Annotated in this window: 14 protein-coding genes; 11 read left to right on the plus strand and 3 right to left on the minus strand. The window is 60.3% G+C overall.

From position 1 onward, the window contains the following. Together KEC45_RS17710 and galK are read left to right on the plus strand one after the other, a co-directional pair. Positions 1-1035, plus strand: coding sequence for a UDP-glucose--hexose-1-phosphate uridylyltransferase (locus KEC45_RS17710; protein WP_242774380.1), 1035 nt, complete (start codon positions 1-3; stop codon positions 1033-1035). Next, positions 1032-2225, plus strand: coding sequence for a galactokinase (gene galK, locus KEC45_RS17715; RefSeq protein WP_242774379.1), 1194 nt, complete (start codon positions 1032-1034; stop codon positions 2223-2225). Before KEC45_RS17710 ends, galK begins: the two co-directional genes overlap by 4 nt. Here galK and KEC45_RS17720 read toward each other — a convergent pair. Then, positions 2212-3261 carry an aldose epimerase family protein gene (locus tag KEC45_RS17720; protein ID WP_252171211.1) on the minus strand — a complete coding sequence of 350 codons (1050 nt, stop codon included), beginning with the start codon at positions 3259-3261 and terminating at the stop codon, positions 2212-2214. The two genes, galK and KEC45_RS17720, sit on opposite strands and share 14 nt — an antisense overlap. 282 nt (positions 3262-3543) lie before the next feature. Here KEC45_RS17720 and KEC45_RS17725 point away from each other — a divergent pair, with 282 nt between their 5' ends. The 8 genes from KEC45_RS17725 to KEC45_RS17760 all read left to right on the plus strand — a co-directional run bounded on the left by KEC45_RS17725 (position 3544) and on the right by KEC45_RS17760 (position 12970). Continuing rightward, on the plus strand, positions 3544-5898 hold the full coding sequence (locus KEC45_RS17725) for a TonB-dependent receptor (protein ID WP_242774367.1): 2355 nt from the start codon (positions 3544-3546) through the stop codon (positions 5896-5898). 108 nt (positions 5899-6006) lie between these two features. Beyond that, complete coding sequence (locus tag KEC45_RS17730; RefSeq protein ID WP_252171212.1) at positions 6007-7296, plus strand: alpha/beta fold hydrolase; 1290 nt, start codon at positions 6007-6009, stop codon at positions 7294-7296. A 14-nt stretch (positions 7297-7310) separates the two neighbouring features. After that, positions 7311-8069 carry an SDR family NAD(P)-dependent oxidoreductase gene (locus KEC45_RS17735; RefSeq protein WP_252171213.1) on the plus strand — a complete coding sequence of 253 codons (759 nt, stop codon included), beginning with the start codon at positions 7311-7313 and terminating at the stop codon, positions 8067-8069. Positions 8070-8157: 88 nt separating this feature from the next. Continuing rightward, positions 8158-9519 carry an MFS transporter gene (locus tag KEC45_RS17740; protein ID WP_242774361.1) on the plus strand — a complete coding sequence of 454 codons (1362 nt, stop codon included), beginning with the start codon at positions 8158-8160 and terminating at the stop codon, positions 9517-9519. Next, positions 9482-10495: a VOC family protein gene (locus KEC45_RS17745; RefSeq protein WP_252171214.1), complete on the plus strand. Its 1014-nt coding sequence runs from the start codon at positions 9482-9484 to the stop codon at positions 10493-10495. Before KEC45_RS17740 ends, KEC45_RS17745 begins: the two co-directional genes overlap by 38 nt. Then, positions 10492-11439 (plus strand): alpha/beta hydrolase, encoded by a 948-nt coding sequence (locus KEC45_RS17750; protein WP_242774347.1) that lies wholly within the window; start codon positions 10492-10494, stop codon positions 11437-11439. The genes KEC45_RS17745 and KEC45_RS17750 overlap by 4 nt, the downstream gene beginning before the upstream one ends. Then, positions 11436-12200: an SDR family NAD(P)-dependent oxidoreductase gene (locus KEC45_RS17755; RefSeq protein WP_242774343.1), complete on the plus strand. Its 765-nt coding sequence runs from the start codon at positions 11436-11438 to the stop codon at positions 12198-12200. The genes KEC45_RS17750 and KEC45_RS17755 overlap by 4 nt, the downstream gene beginning before the upstream one ends. Before the next feature lie 26 nt (positions 12201-12226). Further along, positions 12227-12970, plus strand: coding sequence for a Coq4 family protein (locus tag KEC45_RS17760; RefSeq protein ID WP_242774340.1), 744 nt, complete (start codon positions 12227-12229; stop codon positions 12968-12970). A gap of 5 nt (positions 12971-12975) precedes the next feature. Here KEC45_RS17760 and KEC45_RS17765 read toward each other — a convergent pair whose 3' ends face one another. Beyond that, entirely contained in the window at positions 12976-13638 is a 663-nt protein-coding gene (locus KEC45_RS17765; RefSeq protein WP_242774337.1) for a TetR/AcrR family transcriptional regulator, read from the minus strand. A gap of 54 nt (positions 13639-13692) precedes the next feature. Between KEC45_RS17765 and KEC45_RS17770 the strand changes: the two genes are divergently transcribed. Continuing rightward, positions 13693-15759, plus strand: coding sequence for a beta-galactosidase (locus KEC45_RS17770; RefSeq protein ID WP_252171215.1), 2067 nt, complete (start codon positions 13693-13695; stop codon positions 15757-15759). 273 nt (positions 15760-16032) lie between these two features. Here the strand turns inward: KEC45_RS17770 and KEC45_RS17775 are convergent, their stop codons facing one another. Further along, positions 16033-16629, minus strand: coding sequence for an IS110 family transposase (locus KEC45_RS17775; RefSeq protein ID WP_242774331.1), 597 nt, complete (start codon positions 16627-16629; stop codon positions 16033-16035). Positions 16630-16878: the final 249 nt, after the last annotated feature.

The raw sequence follows: 16878 nt of genomic DNA on the forward strand, positions 1-16878 counted from the left end.
ATGGATCGGTCGATGGCGGTTCACCGCCGATATAACCCGCTAGCAGAGCGCTGGATATTGGTCTCCCCACACCGGGCGCAGCGGCCTTGGCAGGGCGGAACAGAAGATCCCGTGGAGCGCCTGTCGGTGGCACATGACCCGGAATGCTATCTATGCCCGGGAAATACGCGCGCCAACGGAGCGGTAAACCCTGATTATTGCGGCCCGTGGGTATTTTCGAACGATTTCCCCGCGCTTTCGCCTCAAGGCGGCGCCATCAGCATCGATGACCCTCTGCTAAGGGCGGAGCCAGTGAGCGGCGAATGCCGCGTGATGTGCTTCTCGCCCGATCATTCCAAAACGCTTCCACAATTGTCGCAACCCGAAATTCGCAGCGTCATCGATTCCTGGGCCCGAGAGTCGTCCGATCTCGGACAGCGTTACGCATGGGTGCAAATATTCGAGAACAAGGGTGCAGCCATGGGCTGCTCCAATCCGCATCCTCACGGCCAGATCTGGGCGAGCAGCCATATTCCCGACGAACCGGCGGTGGAAGATCGCGCACAGCTCCAATATTATACACGGCACGGACGCGCGATGCTCGTCGATCTTGCCCGACGCGAAGCCGACGGCCCGCGCGTCGTGATCGAGAGTGACGCGTGGCTGGCGATCGTGCCGTGGTGGGCATCCTGGCCGTTTGAGACACTGGTCATCCCGCGGGCCAAAGTGCAGCGGATCGAAGACCTTTCATCGTTGCAGCGCGACGATCTCGGCGCGGTCCTCGGCGAGCTAACCGCGCGGTACGATAACCTCTTTGGCTGTTCCTTCCCCTATTCCATGGGGTGGCATGGCGCGCCTTATTCCAGCGGCTCTCAGGACCACTGGCAACTGCATCTCCACTTTTATCCACCTCTCCTGCGATCTGCGACAGTAAGGAAATTCATGGTGGGGTACGAGATGCTCGCCGAGGCGCAGCGCGATCTGACGCCCGAGCAGGCTGCGGAGCTGCTGCGGGCAGCGAACCCTGTGCTCGCCCAGCAGGAACATTCGAGATGAGCGCAAAGGAAGATCTGGTTGACCGCGTGGCCGCCGGTTTTCGTCGGCTTTATGGTCACGAACCCAGCATTATCGCATTTGCGCCAGGCCGCGTGAATCTGATCGGCGAGCACACCGATTATAACGATGGGTTTGCCCTGCCCTGCGCTATCGAATGCGGAACGGTCGTAGCCTTTTCGCCCCGCGACGACGATTCCATCAAGGCAGCAGCCCTCGACCTTGGCAGTCAGCTTGGATCTTTCACTCTCGGCGCCACTATCGCGAAAGCGGATGATGGCAGCTGGGAGAACCACGTCCGCGGCGTTGCCGCGGCGATGCCGCTATTCGACTTGCCGATTTCCGCCGCTAATGTTGCGATCGGGGGCAACATTCCGCAAGGTGCCGGGCTCTCATCGTCCGCGTCGCTCGGCGTGGCGGCGGCGCTTGGCTTTGCAGCGCTGGCCGGCGATGACGCGCCTGACCGGACACGCATCGCGCGTGCGGCGCAATGGGCGGAGCATCACTATGTCGGCTGCAATTGCGGCCTAATGGACCAGCTGACGGTAGCGTTCGGCGAGGAAGGAAAAGGCCTGCTCATCGATTGTCGCAAAACCGAGACGCACGCCGTGCCATTTCCCCCTGGAACCGCGATCATGATCGTCCACTCGGGCGTAACGCGCGGCTTGGTCGATAGCGCATATAATGATCGTCGCCAGCAATGCGTCGCGGCTAGCCATCATTATGGGGTCGCGGCTTTGCGGGATCTGGACGCTGCCACACTCGAATTTGCGAAGTCGGATCTCGACGAGATTTCCTTCCGGCGAGCGCGCCACGTTGTCGCCGAGAACGAACGCACACTTCGGTTCAAGGACCTCCTGGAAGCAGGCGAACTGGTTGCGCTTGGCCGCGCCATGCGCGCCTCGCATGCCTCGCTGCGTGACGATTTCGAAGTCAGCCTACCCGCGATTGACGCGCTGGTCGATTGCCTTAACGAGGCCATCGGCGCTGCGGGTGGCGCGCGGATGACCGGAGGCGGGTTCGGCGGATGCGTGGTTGCTGTCTTCGCCGCAAGCGAGACAAGCGCTGTTGACGCTGCATTGGCGGCGTTCTGGCGCGATGCGGGTATGGCACCGCAACTTGCGTTTCGCGTTTCGCCTTCGCCGGGCGCTCATCTCATACAGGACGATCGCGCACGGATCAGCGCACGCTAAAGGAATAAACCGTCCGGCTGTGCCATATTGTCTCGGGGCGAAGAGTCGGGTCTGGAAAATTAGGCTGATTTGGTGCGTCGGGAAATTGCTGCGTTTCCAACGCGATCGCGCAGCGGGGCTCACAGGGCAGCCCACCGCGGCGCAGTATCGTCGCATCGAGATGGTCCGCCGTATAAACCTGGATGCCCGGCTGATCCGTGTCGATTGTCAACGTGCGGCCCGACGCCGGGTCATACAGCAGAGCTGCTGGACGCAGCCCGGACCCGCGGACCGCCCAGCAATGATCGATGCCAATATCGCCTCCTGCTTGGCCGTCGAGCCGTTCAAGATGGTTTGATAGTGGCTGAGACACACGAAAATCAAACGGTGTATTTGTAACACTCTCAATGCTTCCGGTCGGAATTCCATCAGCCGTTCGCGGCAGATATTGATCGGCGAAAAGCTGCAGCTGATGCTCACCGATGCCGTTGCCTGCCTCATCGCCGCCAAGGTTCCAATAGCCATGGAGGGTGAGGTTCACTGGGCATGGCCTGGTTGTCGTCGCCGAGAAATCCGTAATCAGGCGATTATCCTCGGTCCAAACGTAGGTGACGGTCACCCGAAGCTCGCCTGGAAAACCCTGATCGCCGTCGGGTGAGAGTATTTCCAGACGCACGCCTTCGCCATCGGGGGTTTCCACTATGTCGCCTCGCCAAAAGCGGCGGTCGAAGCCATCCTCCCCGCCGTGTAGCAAGTTAGGCCCTTCGTTGGGCTGGAGCCTGAAGCTTTGCCCTCCAACGCGGAACGAGGCGCCGGCCAAACGATTGGCGTAGCGCCCAACGATGCCCCCGAAAAATTGTCGGTGCGTCAGATAGTCGTCGAGCCGGGCATGGCAGAGCGTAACGTCGCCCAATTTTTGGCGGCGATCGGGAACGGTCACCGAAAGCAGCGTTGCGCCCAAATCCATCACGGCAACCTTGGCACCGGAGCGATTGATAAGCTCCCACTTCGTCAATGTCCGGCCGTTCGCGAGCTTTTGCTCGGATCGGACAATCATTGCCCGTCGTCCGCGTAGCGCTGCGATTCCGAACCGTCTGACACATGGCCTCCCTTTCACAGCAGGGTTTTTCGACGACTCCCCGCCGGAATGCATCGACCGCGGCAAGTCCGAAGTCGACAAATCGAGGAATAGCTTATTGGTCCATTTGGTCAACAAGCCTGCAATATACCGAGCTGAATGGCGCCATAATGCCGCCTAAAGCGCCGATGCAATCTCTCTATTGACTATATGTCCATTTATATTAGACAAGGCGTCAACAAGAATGGTGGGAGGATAAAAATGTCCAAAAGATTCAACTGCAGTGCGGGCTCCTCGGCAATTGCGCTATTGTGGGCTTTGACCGCCCCAACCGCGCTAGCCCAAACCGACCCAGCGGACGGCGCTGAGGCCGACGATCGCGACACGATCATCGTCACTGCACAAAAGCGGGCCGAAAACGTTCAGGACGTTCCCATCGCGATCACGGCGCTCAATGCTGCCGCCCTCGAGGCCGCAAAAATTGAAGATAGCAAGGATCTGCAGTTCAACGCGCCGAACGTGACGCTTTCCGCCAACCGCAACTTGACGATCCGCGGCGTCGGATCGCAATCCTTTGGCGGCACAGGCGACACCAATATCGGCGTTCTCGTCAATGGCGTGTTCCTCCAGTCGGGAAGCAGCTTTGGCGATTTCTTCGACATGGAGCGCATCGAGGTCTTGCGCGGGCCGCAAGGGACGATTTTTGGCCGCAACACCACCGGCGGCGCGGTAAACTTCGTGACCCGGCGACCGACCGACGCGTTCGAAGGCTATGTCGATCTGCAGGGCGAAAGCCCGCGCGGCGTACGTGCCAGCGCGGCGCTCAACATTCCGCTCGCTCCCGGGCTTTCACAACGCTTCGCCGCGAACTACATCAACCGCGACGGTTATACGAAAAATCTACTCGACGGCGCTAATGTCGATGGGCGAAACCAGTTCACGCTACGCTCGAGCACGCGCTTCGAGCCGACCTCCTCGACGCTGATCGATCTCACCCTGACTTATTTCAAGGAAGATTCGGATCGCCAGAACGCTGCCAAGTCGCTCTGCACGCCCGACCCGGCATTCGGCTGTTCGCCTGCGTCGGCATCGACCGGGTTTCCGACCAGCAACTTCCTCATCGACAGCTTTCTGCTCCCCGGCGTCGTGCGTGGGGGAACATTCGCGCCCAATCCGCGCAACCTTCGCGAAGTGGCCATCGACGTGAGGCCCTTTCAGAAGGCCGAGGACTTTCTTGCCACGCTGGAGATGAGCCACAAATTCGGTGCGTTGACCCTGACCTCGGTCACCGGACTGCGCGACGGGAAAAACACCAGCGAGCGCGATTTTGACCAGGGCTACCGACCCAACGCGTTCAATCCGGGCACCTTTGGTACGCTGGTTGTGCCGAATGACGGCAAGGGCAATGGCCTGCTGACCTATTTGCTCTCTGGCAGGCCCGTCACAACGACCGACTATCGCACGTCGCAGACGGGGGGCGGCACCGCACGCCAATTCAGCCAGGAACTGCGCCTGTCTTCACAGTTTGACGGACCCTTCAATTTCATTTTCGGGGGCTTCTATCTTAACGCGCGGACGTCGGGCTATGTCGACACATGGGCGCCTGCCAATTTGACGCGCGGCGCCGTTTCGAAATTCGACACCCGCTTGGGGCAGGTCAAATCCTACGCGGTGTTTGGCGAAGCATATTTCGATATCACGCCGACTCTCAAGCTGACCGGCGGCCTTCGTTATACCGAAGATAAGAAGCATATCGAGACCGCGTCGGGCACCTTCGTGCTCGGCCCCTATTTCATCGGTGACGAAAAATTCGACAAGGTCACGGGCCGCGCCATCGTCAGCTGGAATCCCGACCTGTCCTTCACAGCCGACACAAATGTTTATCTGTCCTTCTCGCGGGGATTTAAATCGGGCGGTTTCAACCCCGGGAACAACACGATCCCGGTCTTTGGGTCGGAAGCGATCGATTCCTATGAACTTGGGATCAAGAACACGTTCCTCAACGGCAATGGCCGCCTGAACCTTGCGGCGTTCAACTACGACTATTCCGACCTGATCGTCGGCAATCTCGTCGGCACGGCGGTGGCAAACGTAAATATTCCCAAATCACGGGTTCGCGGCTTGGAGGCCGAACTGGTGCTGACGCCAACCGATCCGCTTCGCCTCGAAGCGTCCCTCGGCCTGCTCGACACCTCGATCCGCAGCGATTTTCGTTCCTCCGATCCGACGCGCGGCAGTGCGCTGTTTCAGATCAAGGGCAATCAGCTGCCTAATGCGCCGCGCCGCACCCTCAAGCTGGCCGCGGAGTACACGATCGAAGCCGGAAATGACTGGACCGTACGTCCTAGGGTCGATTTCTACTCGCAGGCGGGTTTCTACTCGCGCGAGTTCAATGTTCCGGCCGACCGCGTCGGCAGCTGGAAACAACTCGATGCCTCGGTCCAGGTTGCCAACGGCGACAAGGACTGGAGCCTGACCGCTTTTGTGAAAAACCTGACGAATGAAGACAGCATCACCTTCCTTGAGGCCAATTCCAACCTCGTCGGGAGCTTTCGCAGCGCGTTTCTGCTCGATCCCCGCACCTTCGGCGTGAGCTTGCATGTCGGGTTCCGTTGAGCACCAACTGGTCCAATCTGGCGACCAGCCTCTCCGCCTGGGCCGGCGAAGGACATATCCTTCGCCGGCCGCTTTCCGGCGGCTCGCGGCGCGGCGCGGCGCGGCGCTGTGACTAGAGTCGCCCGCCGACTTGCCGCCGCTGCGGTTGCAGCCGCGCTGACGCTGACGCAAGGGACGGCTCACGCCGAGCAGCCTGGAGCACGGCAAGCTTCAGCGGAAATGCCCGCATTGTCAGGCTTGGGAGACTATGGCGTCGGAACCGAATATCGGGAAATGACGGTCGGCACGCGTTCGGTTGGGGTTCGGATCTGGTATCCCGCGACGCGCGCAGCCTCTGCGCTGCCGACGACTTATCGTCATAGGCACGCCTTGCCCGGTCAGCGGCCGATTGAACTGACAGAAACCGGGATTGCAGTCGCGGGTCCCCCTCCGGCGACGCCTCTAAAATACCCGCTGGTACTGATTTCGCACGGTTATGGCGGATGGGCTGAGCATTTCAGCGGGCTCGGAGAGGCTCTGGCGTCCCGCGGCTACATCGTCGCTTCGATAGATCATCGCGATCTGCCGTTTAGCGACGCCGCCTCCTTTGCCACGTCGTTCGGAACGGTGCTTTTGACCCGATCCTCGGACCAGCAGCAGGTCTTGCACGCTCTGCTGACGGGAAGGCTGGCGGCGCCCGCGATCGCGGCGCGCATCGACGGTTCCGCCGTCGGACTCATCGGCTATTCGATGGGCGGTTATGGCGCGCTTATTTCCGCGGGCGCGGCAATCGATCCCGTAGCGCCCGCCTTCGCCCAACTACCGCCGGCCGTCCGGAGTACGATGCCCGCGCCAGACCCGTCGCTCGCCTCCCAGATAAAAGCGGTCGTCGCGATTGCGCCGTGGGGCGGTCAACCGGAGGCGGGCGTATGGAGCGATGCCGAACTCAGCAAACTAAAAACACCGCTACTCTACATCAGCGGCGATGGCGACGACGTCGTCGATTTCAAACAAGGGGTTCAAAGGCTTTTTGAGCAGAGCAAGGGCAGTAGTCGCCACCTGCTCGTGTTTCGCGAAGCCGCACACAATATTGCCGGGAACGCACTGCCATTGCCCCCCAACGCCGAGTTTGCAGTCATCGAATCGTTGACCGATCCGGTTTGGCGCAAAGAGCGGATCGCGGCGATCAACCAACATTTCATCGTCGCCTTTCTAGATCGCCAGCTCAAGGGCGATGCGAGCAGATCTGCCTATCTGGATGTGCCCTCGGCCGTCTCCAACGATGGCCAATGGCCAAGCCGTTTTGGACAGCAATGGGGAGGACAGGTCGCTGGCGATGACCAACCCGAATATTGGCGCGGATTTCAGCGCCGCTGGGCAAGAGGATTAGAAATGCATCATAAGAAAGCAGGCGAATGACCGTGAGCGGAAAATTGTTCGATCTCGGCGGCCATGTCGCATTGGTGACGGGCGGCAATGGGGGGCTTGGCCTCGCGATGGCCACTGGACTTGTGCGCGCGGGCGCCAGCGTGGCGATCTGGGGCCGGAGCGAGGAAAAAAATGCCGCCGCGGTCGAGGCCCTGCAACAAATAGGCGGGACCACGCGAAGCTTTGTGGCCGATGTCACCGATCAAGCCTCTTCAGCCGCTGCCTTCGAAGAAACTGTCGCGGCTTTTGGCCACATCGACAGCTGTTTTGCCAATGCAGGCGGCGCGGGCGTCCGGGGTGCCTTTGTCGATCTCGACCGCGACTCCTGGACGGCCACGAATGACCTCAACATATTGAGCGTTATCGACACTTTCCAGCTGGCCACGCGCCATTGGCTGGACCGGAAGGCGAAAGGAAAGCTTGTCGTCACCTCGTCGGTAGCGGCGCTTCTGGGACTACCGAACTCCGCAGGCTATTGCCTGACCAAGGCGGCAGTTACCGGCTTGGTCCGTTCTCTCGCAGTCGAACTGGGACCAAAGTCCATCCAGGTTAACGCCATACTTCCCGGCTTCATCGAGACCGAAATGTCGCTCAATACCCCTAAGGCTTTTCAGGATGCGTGCCGCCGCCGCGCCGCATCGGGTGAAATCGGCAAGTTGGAGGATATGGAGGGGATCGCGGTCTATCTTGCGTCGCAGCAGAGCAATTTCATGACCGGCCAGGCGTTGGTTCTTGACGGCGGTCATTCCATCTTTCCGATGTAAGGCGGTTGGTAAAAGGAGAGAGACCAGTGCCACTGGCTCGAATGATATGCATAATTCACATGCGCCGCGCGTGTAAGGCGCTGCGCGCGTGACCCGATCCGCAGCCATTGATCCCGCCATTGGGTTCTGGAGAATTGTCGCCTTTGGTTCGGTGCAACTACCGCTCGGCACGATCGGTCTGCCGATCGCTATTTATCTGGCCCCGCTTTATTCCGGCCAGCTCAACCTGAGCTTGCAGATGATTGGCGTCGCCCTGATCATTGCAAGACTCTCCGACTTTGTGACCGACCCGATCATCGGCATCTTGTCGGATCGCTGGCGCCCCAGCATCGGCCGTCGGCGGGTGTGGTTGCTCTTTGGCACAGTCACCATGCTGGCCGGGGTCTATATGCTGTTTCGGCCCACCCCGGGGGTCGATATCCTTTATTTCCTGCTGGCGGTATCGCTCGTCTATTTCGGCTTCACCCTGATCCAGCTGCCCTATAATGCCTGGGCGGCGGAGCTCTCGTCGGACTATGACCTCAGAACACGCATCAGCTCGGTTTCGCAATTTTTCAGCATTCTCGGCCTGATCATATCGACGTTGATTCCGGCGTATGTGCTGTTGCAGCCGGGCGCGACAAGTGCGGATGTCATGGCCACTATCAGCACATTCATTTTCATCGCGCTTCCGGTCTGTGCGGCTATCGCATTTTTTCTGGTTCCCGAACCTGCCGCACCGATCCGCAAGGTGCCTTTCGATCTCCGCAGCGCGCTCCGCATGCTGGGGTCGAACCGCGCCTTTCTGCTGGTTACGACCGTGGTGCTGATCGCCACGATTGGCGAGGTATTCCGGCAGACGATCACGATCTTTTTCGCTCGTGATGTCGTTGGCGTCAGCAACATCGGTATCATCTATTTTCTCTATTTCCTGACCGCGCTGGCGCTGGTTCCGTTTTGGGTATGGCTAGCCAAACGCGTCGAAAAGCATCGCGCTTTGACGGTGGCATTCGTGATCGTGGCAATCACGAATGCCCTGATGTTTTTTGTGCCCGTCGGCGGCACGGCGATCTTTACTGCCCTCTTCTTGCTGAAGGGGACCTGTTACGGCGGCGTGCTAATACTGCCCAACGCGATGGTTGCCGACACCGTCGATATCGATACCGCCGAGTCCCTCGACCGTCAGCAAGGACTGTTTTTTGCCGCCATCGCGATGGTGCAAAAGATGGGCTATGCGCTTGGAGCCGGGCTTCCCCTGCTGATCCTCGGCGCCGTGGGCTATACCTCAGCGGGCGAGACGCGCGCACAACCATTGTTCATGCTGACCATCAGCTACAGTTTCATCCCTTGTGTTCTCGTGCTCATCGCGGCAGCCTTGTCTTGGCGATACAGCCTGACGGCGGAACGCCACCGCGCCATTCGCGGCGAGATCGATGCGCGACTTGCCACCGTGGGCAAGGGAGAGTCCTGACATGATCACTGGTATTCACCACACCGGGCTGTCGGTCCGTGATCTCGACGCAGCGATCGCATTTTATACCCGGGAGCGCAGCTTTACGCTCCTTTACCGCTTCGAAATTGCCGACAGCGACGCCAATCGCACAATGTTGCAATTGCCCAATGCCGGTGCCCGCGGGGCATTTTTGCAAGGGGCGCTGGGTTGTCTCGAAATTTTTCAGTTCTCGGCAGAATGGGACGGCGATTTTGGCGAGCGCGAAGTCTATACAGCGGGCATAAGACATATCTGCCTTCAAACCGGCATATCCGACGCCCTCTTCGACGCAATGTGCGCCTCCGGTGCCAGCGCGCACGCACGGCCAGCAGGCTTGGGGACGGGAAACAGCTACGCCTATATCCGCGATCCCGAGGGCAATTTGCTCGAATTGGAGGGAACTCCTTGGGCACCGCCGGCAGCAACGCGGTCCTGGTTCGCTCACACCGCGCTGGTGACGCCCGACATCGAACGCCTCAGCGGATTTTACGCAATGCTGACAGGAATCGATGTCCATCAGCGCGGCAGCTTCGGTCCCGACCGCAAATTCGACATCGTTGCCGGCATCGCGGACGTACAATTCGACGGAGCGTGGCTCCGTCTCGCCAATGCAGAGCTTGAGTTCTGGCAATATCGGCAGCCCGCGACAATCTCCGTAGCACGGCGGAATGCCGCCGAAATAGGCTGGAATCACCTTTGCTTCGAGAGTGATGACATCGACGCCGACTACGCGCGGTTAGCGGCGGCGGGTGTCGAAATGCACGGCGCCCCGATGAAGTTCGGCGTTGCGCGGGTCGCTTTCGGCCGCGACCCCGACGGCAATATTTTTGAGTTGCTTCAACCGGGACCAAGTGCCGGGGTGACCGTTGGCGCCATGTTGGCGAAACCCGATGGTCAGCTCATCGATACGGCCCGGACTGCTTATCGAAGCGTAGCCGCCGGCGCGGCGGCATGACCGGTACGGATATGCCCCGCGGTGTCACGTTGGCAAAGCGAGAAAGCCGAACCATTCCCGTCGGCGGCCTCGACATGCATTATCTAGAGCAGGGCAGCGGGCCACCCATGCTGCTTCTCCACGGTTTTCCCGACCATGCCGCGGCGTGGCGCCCGTTGGCCGATCGCATGGCGCCCACATTTCGTCTGATCGCACCCGATCTGCGAGGCTATGGTAGAACCTCTCGCCCCGGATCCGTCGCCGATTACCGGCTCGATCTTCTGGTCGGCGATGTTGTTGCGCTTCTGGACGCGCTCGACATCCCCCGCGCCTATATATGCGGCCATGATTGGGGCGGCGTTCTGGCTTTCGCGGTTGAGGAGCGCCATCCTGCGCGTGTCGCGGGACTTATTGCACTCAACGCCGCTCCGCCGGCGGTATTCCAGCACCTGATATGGCATGACGCAGACCAGCGTCTGGCGTCCCAATATATTCGCTTCCTACGGTCCACCGAGGCTGACGCCGTATTCAAAGAGGCTAATGTCGAAGCCCTTCTCGATCGTTTTTTGAGCGCGCCGCGGCAAGCCGGTCAGATCGACGAAGCCGATTTGGAGGCCTATCGCGAGGCGTGGACCGGGTCAGGCGTATGGCAGGCGATGCTGGCGTGGTACCGCGCCGCGCCCTTTGACGTGCCTGCCGTCGATGCCTGCGCCCCCTTGCCCGCTTCGGTGCTAGCCCCTCTTATCGAGACCCCCGCTTTGATTCTGTGGGGCGATCAGGACACGGTGTTTGTACCAGCCATGGCCGAGGCCGCCGCCCAAGCGTGTCGTGATGCTCGGTTGGAACGGCTCGCCGATGCCGGCCATGTGCCGCACCGCGATGCACCCGCGCGCTGCGCGCAGCTCATCACCGCATTTGTAGCGCAGCACCCCCTGCTTCCAGACGAAAAGGTTGAACTATCATGATCGAACAATCGCTGGCGGGCCGTGTTGCCATCGTCACCGGTGCGGCGCGCGGCATTGGACTTGCCGCGGTCCAAAGGCTCTGCGCGGGGGGCGCAAGTGTCGTTGCGTTCGACCGTCCGGACGCCGACTATTCCGCTGCCTTATCTGCGGGCCGGGTCGCAGCGTTTTCCGGAGACGTCGTCAAGACCTCCGATTGGCAAGGTGCGATCGATCTTGCCCTTACCTTGGGCGACAAGGTCGATATCCTCTTCAACAACGCGGGCATTTCGGGCGCTATCGCCAACGCCATCGATTATCCCGAAGATGAATTCGACCGGATTATGGCGATCAATGTTCGCGGCGTGTATCTTGGCATCAAATATGTCGGGCGCTGCATGCAGACGCAGCGCAGCGGGGTGATCGTCAATACATCTTCGGTGTCGGGGTTCGGCGGCAGCGGCAACATCTTCGGCTATACCGCCAGCAAGTTCGCGGTGAACGGCATGACGAAGTCAGCCGCGATTGCCCTTGCGCCCGACGGGGTAAGGGTGCTTGCCCTCTGCCCCAGCCCGACCGCGACCGAAATGATGTTCCAGCTTGAACGCCGCTTGTCGCCGAGCGACCCTGAAGCGGCGCGACCGCAACTGGCGCAGGGCACGCCAATGGGTCGCTATGGAACGCCCGAAGAAATTGCCGACGTTCTGGCCTTTCTGGTGAGCGATGCCGCAGCTTTCATGACCGGCGCGCTGGTGCCTGTCGATGGTGGAACGCTCGCCAAATAGCACGCCCCAATTTCAGGAGACCCTTAATGATCACCCCCATCGAGCGCGGTTTTGGTGAGAAATTTCTCAAAAGCATCGACAATTTCTACAGCCATGGCATCGACTGGCTCTACAACGAATGGTGGGAAACCGCACCGGCGGACGCCATCGCCAAATATGAAGCCGCCATTCTGGATCATCCGGAGCACGGACCTTTGGCACGGGAGGCATGGCTGGCGCCCGCCTTCCGCCTCGCGGCGTTGGATGACTGCCAGCCCGGCACGCTCGGTCACGCGTATCGCGCATTCATGGTTGAGAACGATCTGGTCGAACAGTTGGCAGCGGGGTATCGCGCACGGCACGATGAGCTGCGCACCAGCGGAAAGATCGACCGAATGCCTGATGCGCTAGCCTACAAGGTTTTACGCGGGTTTCAGACGCATGATCTTCATCACGTACTGACGGGATACCCAGCGACGCCGCTGGGCGAACTCGCGCTTCAGGCTTTTCAACTCGCGCAAATGGATTTTCCTTATGCGGCGATGTGGATTGCCGTCGTGACCGGCCATATGGCACTGGTTGATCCCCATCTAATCAAGCCGGCCATGGATGCGATTACCGACGGCTGGGGCCACGGCCGGTCTGCGCGAAGCATTCAGTTTATCCGCTTTGAAGATCGGCTAGATCAGCCGCTGGAGGCCATCCAGGCCGAATTTGGTCTGCGTCCCACGCGTGCGAGCGGCGAAACGCCGCAAGTGAACACACCGGAACTGCTTATGGCCGCCGCATGACAGGATCAGAACTGCGGTCGGCGCCGCCGGATCGGCTGCCGCCGGCTCGTGTAATCGCGCTTGAGCTCGTTCAAGGTTCCAAGGATCATCGTCACCGTCAGATCTTCCAGCTCCTTGCGGCTCATTTTCCGCTGCAACAGATACGCCCCCGCTGCCGCTGGCAAACCAAAGCTGATATCGGTCGCCGCCTTAGCGATGTCGGTCGGCAGACCGAAATGGTCGGCGACAATGTCGGCGAGATAATCGACGGCGCTGTCGCGGCCGAATTCGGTCGGATCATGAATAGCGGAGACGGAAGGTTCAGCTTGCAGGCGCTCGATCAAGAGCCCGCGCTCATCGATATATTTGAGGTACACATGCGTCACCGCTCGTACCAACCCCTCAAAGGTTTCCGCCTTTTCGGCAGCCTCGGCTTGCAGCCGACGCAGTCGCCGCCATTCGCGTTGCAGCAACTGCCGCAAAAGATCGGTGACGTTGGGGAAATAATTATAGACCAGCGACTTGCTGATACCCGCCTGCCGGCTGATGCTGTCCATCGACAGCGTCGAAACGCCGTCGCGGGCGACGATCTCTGCGGTGTGATCGAGGATAAGCGACTGCCGTTCTTGCGGCGCCAGACGAACGCGTTTTCGCGATATTTTGGCCGGTCTTTTAAGAGCATCAGTCACGTCGACGTACCTCGATCGAACCGTTCACGGAAATACGCCGGTGCGCGGATTTAATTGGATGTTTCGCCAATAGACTTTTGGCCAGTCGGCATCGGAAGAGCAAGAAAATTGAAAATCAGCAGTCCAACGGCGATTTGTCCGCACCAGCGCATGCGGCTCGGCGTATGCTATTATCCCGAGCACTGGCCGGAAGAACAGTGGGCGAAAGATGCGCGCCGAATGGTCGAAACCGGCCTTTCGCATGTGCGCATCGGCGAATTCGCCTGGTCGCGGATCGAGCCAGAACCGGGACGATTTGACTGGGCTTGGCTCGATCGCGCCATCGAAACGCTTCACGACGCGGGATTGGGTGTCATCCTCGGCACACCGACGGCGACGCCGCCCAAATGGCTGATCGATCGAATGCCCGATATGCTGGCGGTAGACCGCGACGGAAGGCCCCGCAAATTCGGATCGCGGCGCCACTATTGTTTCAGCCATGCAGGCTACCGCGCCGAGGCGGCGCGTATCACGCGCGCGGTTGCGCAGCGATACGGTCGCCATCCCGCCATCGTCGCTTGGCAGACCGACAATGAATATGGCTGTCATGACACGGTGCTGAGCTTTTCCGACGCCGCAAGGGACGGATTCCGGCGCTGGCTGGCAGCCCGTTATAACGAAATAGGCGCGCTCAATTTGGCTTGGGGCAATGTCTTCTGGAGCATGGAGTATCGTGCTTTCGACGAAATAGACCTGCCCAATCTGACGGTCACCGAGGCAAACCCGGCTCATTGGCTGGCATTCCGCCGCTTTGCGTCGGATGAAGTGGCGACGTTCAACCGGGCGCAGGTCGATATCTTGCGCGAATTGTCGCCGGAACGCGACGTCGTCCATAATTTCATGGGCTTCTTCACCGAGTTCGACCATCATGACGTTGCGGCCGATCTCGACGCGGTCGGATGGGACAGCTACCCGCTCGGCTTTCTTGAGTCTTTCCGCTTTTCGGATGCAGATAAGCTTGCTTACGCACGCCAGGGCCACCCCGACATCGCAGCTTTTCATCATGATCTGTATCGCGGATGTGCGGCGAATGGCCGGTGGTGGGTCTTGGAGCAGCAGCCGGGACCAGTAAACTGGGCGCGGCATAATCCAGCGCCCATGGCCGGGATGGTCCGACTTTGGACCTTGGAAGCGATGGCCCATGGCGCTGAATTGGTCAGCTATTTTCGCTGGCGACAAGCGCCGTTCGGGCAAGAACAATTGCACGCCGGCCTGCTTCGACCCGACGATGGACCCGCGCCGGCGCTAGGCGAGGTCGCGCAGGTTGCGAACGAGATTCGTGAACTCGGCCCGTTGGGCTCGGCGCCCCGCCAAGTTGCTCTGATATTTTCATATGATGCCGATTGGGTGACGAGCATCCAGCCGCAAGGCGCAGGCCTATCAGCGCTATGGGCAGCATTCAACTTTTACTCGGGGCTTCGCCGAATGGGGCTGAACGTTGATATCGTCCATCCTTCCGCATCGCTCGACGGCTATGCGCTGTGTGTCGTCCCGTGTTTGCCGATCGTGCCTGAGATACTGCTGCGTAATCTGGAGCAATTCAAGGGTCAGGTCGTGATCGGGCCTCGTTCGGGCAGTCGTGATAATGATTTCGCCATTCCCAATGGACTGCCGCCCGGCCCATTGTTCCCGGGCAAGGTCGCGCGGGTCGAGAGCCTACGCCCCGGATTGGAGCATTGCGGCGACGACTGGCAAATCACGCAATGGTTGGAACATTTGGAAACCGACGCCGAGCCCGAGCTGATCGCTGGGGATGGCACGATTGCCAGCTGGCGCGCGGGCGGTATCCGCTATCTTGGCGCTTGGCCGACTCAGAATCTCGTGCACGAGCTTCTTGTTCGCGCCATCAGCAACACCGACTTAACCACCCACGATTTACCAGAAGGGCTGCGTCTTCGGCAGGCGGGCGACCATATTTTCGCTTTCAATTATGCAAAGGATCCTCGGGCGGTTCCATCAAGCGTCGAAGGCGAGCTTATGCTCGGCGAGCGCCACGTCGAAAGTGCGGGGGTCGCCGTTTTTCATAACATCTTAACAGTGCCACACATTGATCAGAATTTGGCTGGAATTTCCAAGGCATGAGATGGCCGTGTGTGGACGGCCCTCCGTTGGCAAGCGGTTTCTGGATGATGCAGTTGCTGGTTGGTGCAGCCATGTGTCGGCCTATGATGCGGCCTTGTCATGCGCCGCTGGCCATGATGACTTTCGCGCGGATCGGGCCCCGACCAATTGCTCGCACTCGGAGTGCACCGGCCAAAATGGGTTTTCCAGATCCGGCGATTTCAACCGGCTTTGTGCATCAGCTCCTGTCTGCCCTTCCCAACCTCGGCGACGCCTTGCCCGGCGCCTGATCTCCTATGCGTGCGCGACCTGCGGTTCGCGGTAGTGCTCGCCGCTCGTCATCATTGTCCAGACCATGCGCGCGGTCTTGTTCGCGAGCGCGACGGCCGCGACCTTCGTGGCACGCCTCTTCATCAGCTCGATAAGCCAGACCCGCTTGGTACCGCGTCGTTCTGCGTGACGGATTACCGCCATCGCCCCAACAACGACCATCTGGCGCAGATACTGGTTGCCCGCACGCGATATGCCGCCGAGCCGCTCCTTCCCGCCGCTGGAGTTCTGTCGTGGCACGAGGCCGATCCATGCAGCAAGGTCACGGCATGTCTTGAATACCTGCGGATCAGCGACGCTGGCGACGAAGGCGCGCGCAAGCAGCGGGCCTACGCCTGGGATCTCCATCAGCCGCTGCCCGACTTCTGTATCGCGCGCACTCGCTCGGATAAGTCGGTCGTTCTCGAGGATCTGCTCCTTCACGACCGTAAGCTGCGCTCCGAGCATCTCCAGGCAGATGCCATCGCGCGGAATCCTCTCGTCATCTTTTTCGGCGACTATCGCCAGCAGGCGCGCGAGCCCAATGCGCGCCACCGGCGCCACGATCCCGAACTCCGACATATGGGCCCGCGTCGCGTTCGACAGCAGAGTGCGCTGGCGGTTGCGGACATTGCGATCACTTGAAGGGCTGCCCTTTCAACCTGTTCCGACGCTCTTTCGAACGTCCGATATGAGGCGCGTAGCGGAAGCGTCCCAGAAGGAACTTGCTCGACCCGCATCCGCTAGCCCGGCTCCTGAACAGCAAGTGGCTTAACGGGCGATTGTACCGAGATCAGCGGCGCCTTGTTGCTTGTCCCGAAAGGCAAGCGC

Origin of the sequence: Sphingopyxis sp. USTB-05 (genome assembly GCF_023822045.1) — a bacterium.
In the GTDB taxonomy this organism is placed as follows: Bacteria; Pseudomonadota; Alphaproteobacteria; order Sphingomonadales; family Sphingomonadaceae; genus Sphingopyxis.

Excerpts from the sequence above, each read along its gene's own strand:
- galK (WP_242774379.1), top strand. The coding sequence starts at position 1,032 with ATGAGCGCAAAGGAAGATCTGGTTGACCGCGTGGCCGCCGGTTTTCGT.
- KEC45_RS17755 (WP_242774343.1), top strand. The coding sequence starts at position 11,436 with ATGATCGAACAATCGCTGGCGGGCCGTGTTGCCATCGTCACCGGTGCG.
- KEC45_RS17750 (WP_242774347.1), top strand. The coding sequence starts at position 10,492 with ATGACCGGTACGGATATGCCCCGCGGTGTCACGTTGGCAAAGCGAGAA.
- KEC45_RS17725 (WP_242774367.1), top strand. The coding sequence starts at position 3,544 with ATGTCCAAAAGATTCAACTGCAGTGCGGGCTCCTCGGCAATTGCGCTA.
- KEC45_RS17710 (WP_242774380.1), top strand. The coding sequence starts at position 1 with ATGGATCGGTCGATGGCGGTTCACCGCCGATATAACCCGCTAGCAGAG.
- KEC45_RS17745 (WP_252171214.1), top strand. The coding sequence starts at position 9,482 with ATGCGCGACTTGCCACCGTGGGCAAGGGAGAGTCCTGACATGATCACT.
- KEC45_RS17775 (WP_242774331.1), bottom strand. The coding sequence starts at position 16,629 with ATGTCGGAGTTCGGGATCGTGGCGCCGGTGGCGCGCATTGGGCTCGCG.
- KEC45_RS17760 (WP_242774340.1), top strand. The coding sequence starts at position 12,227 with ATGATCACCCCCATCGAGCGCGGTTTTGGTGAGAAATTTCTCAAAAGC.
- KEC45_RS17720 (WP_252171211.1), bottom strand. The coding sequence starts at position 3,261 with ATGATTGTCCGATCCGAGCAAAAGCTCGCGAACGGCCGGACATTGACG.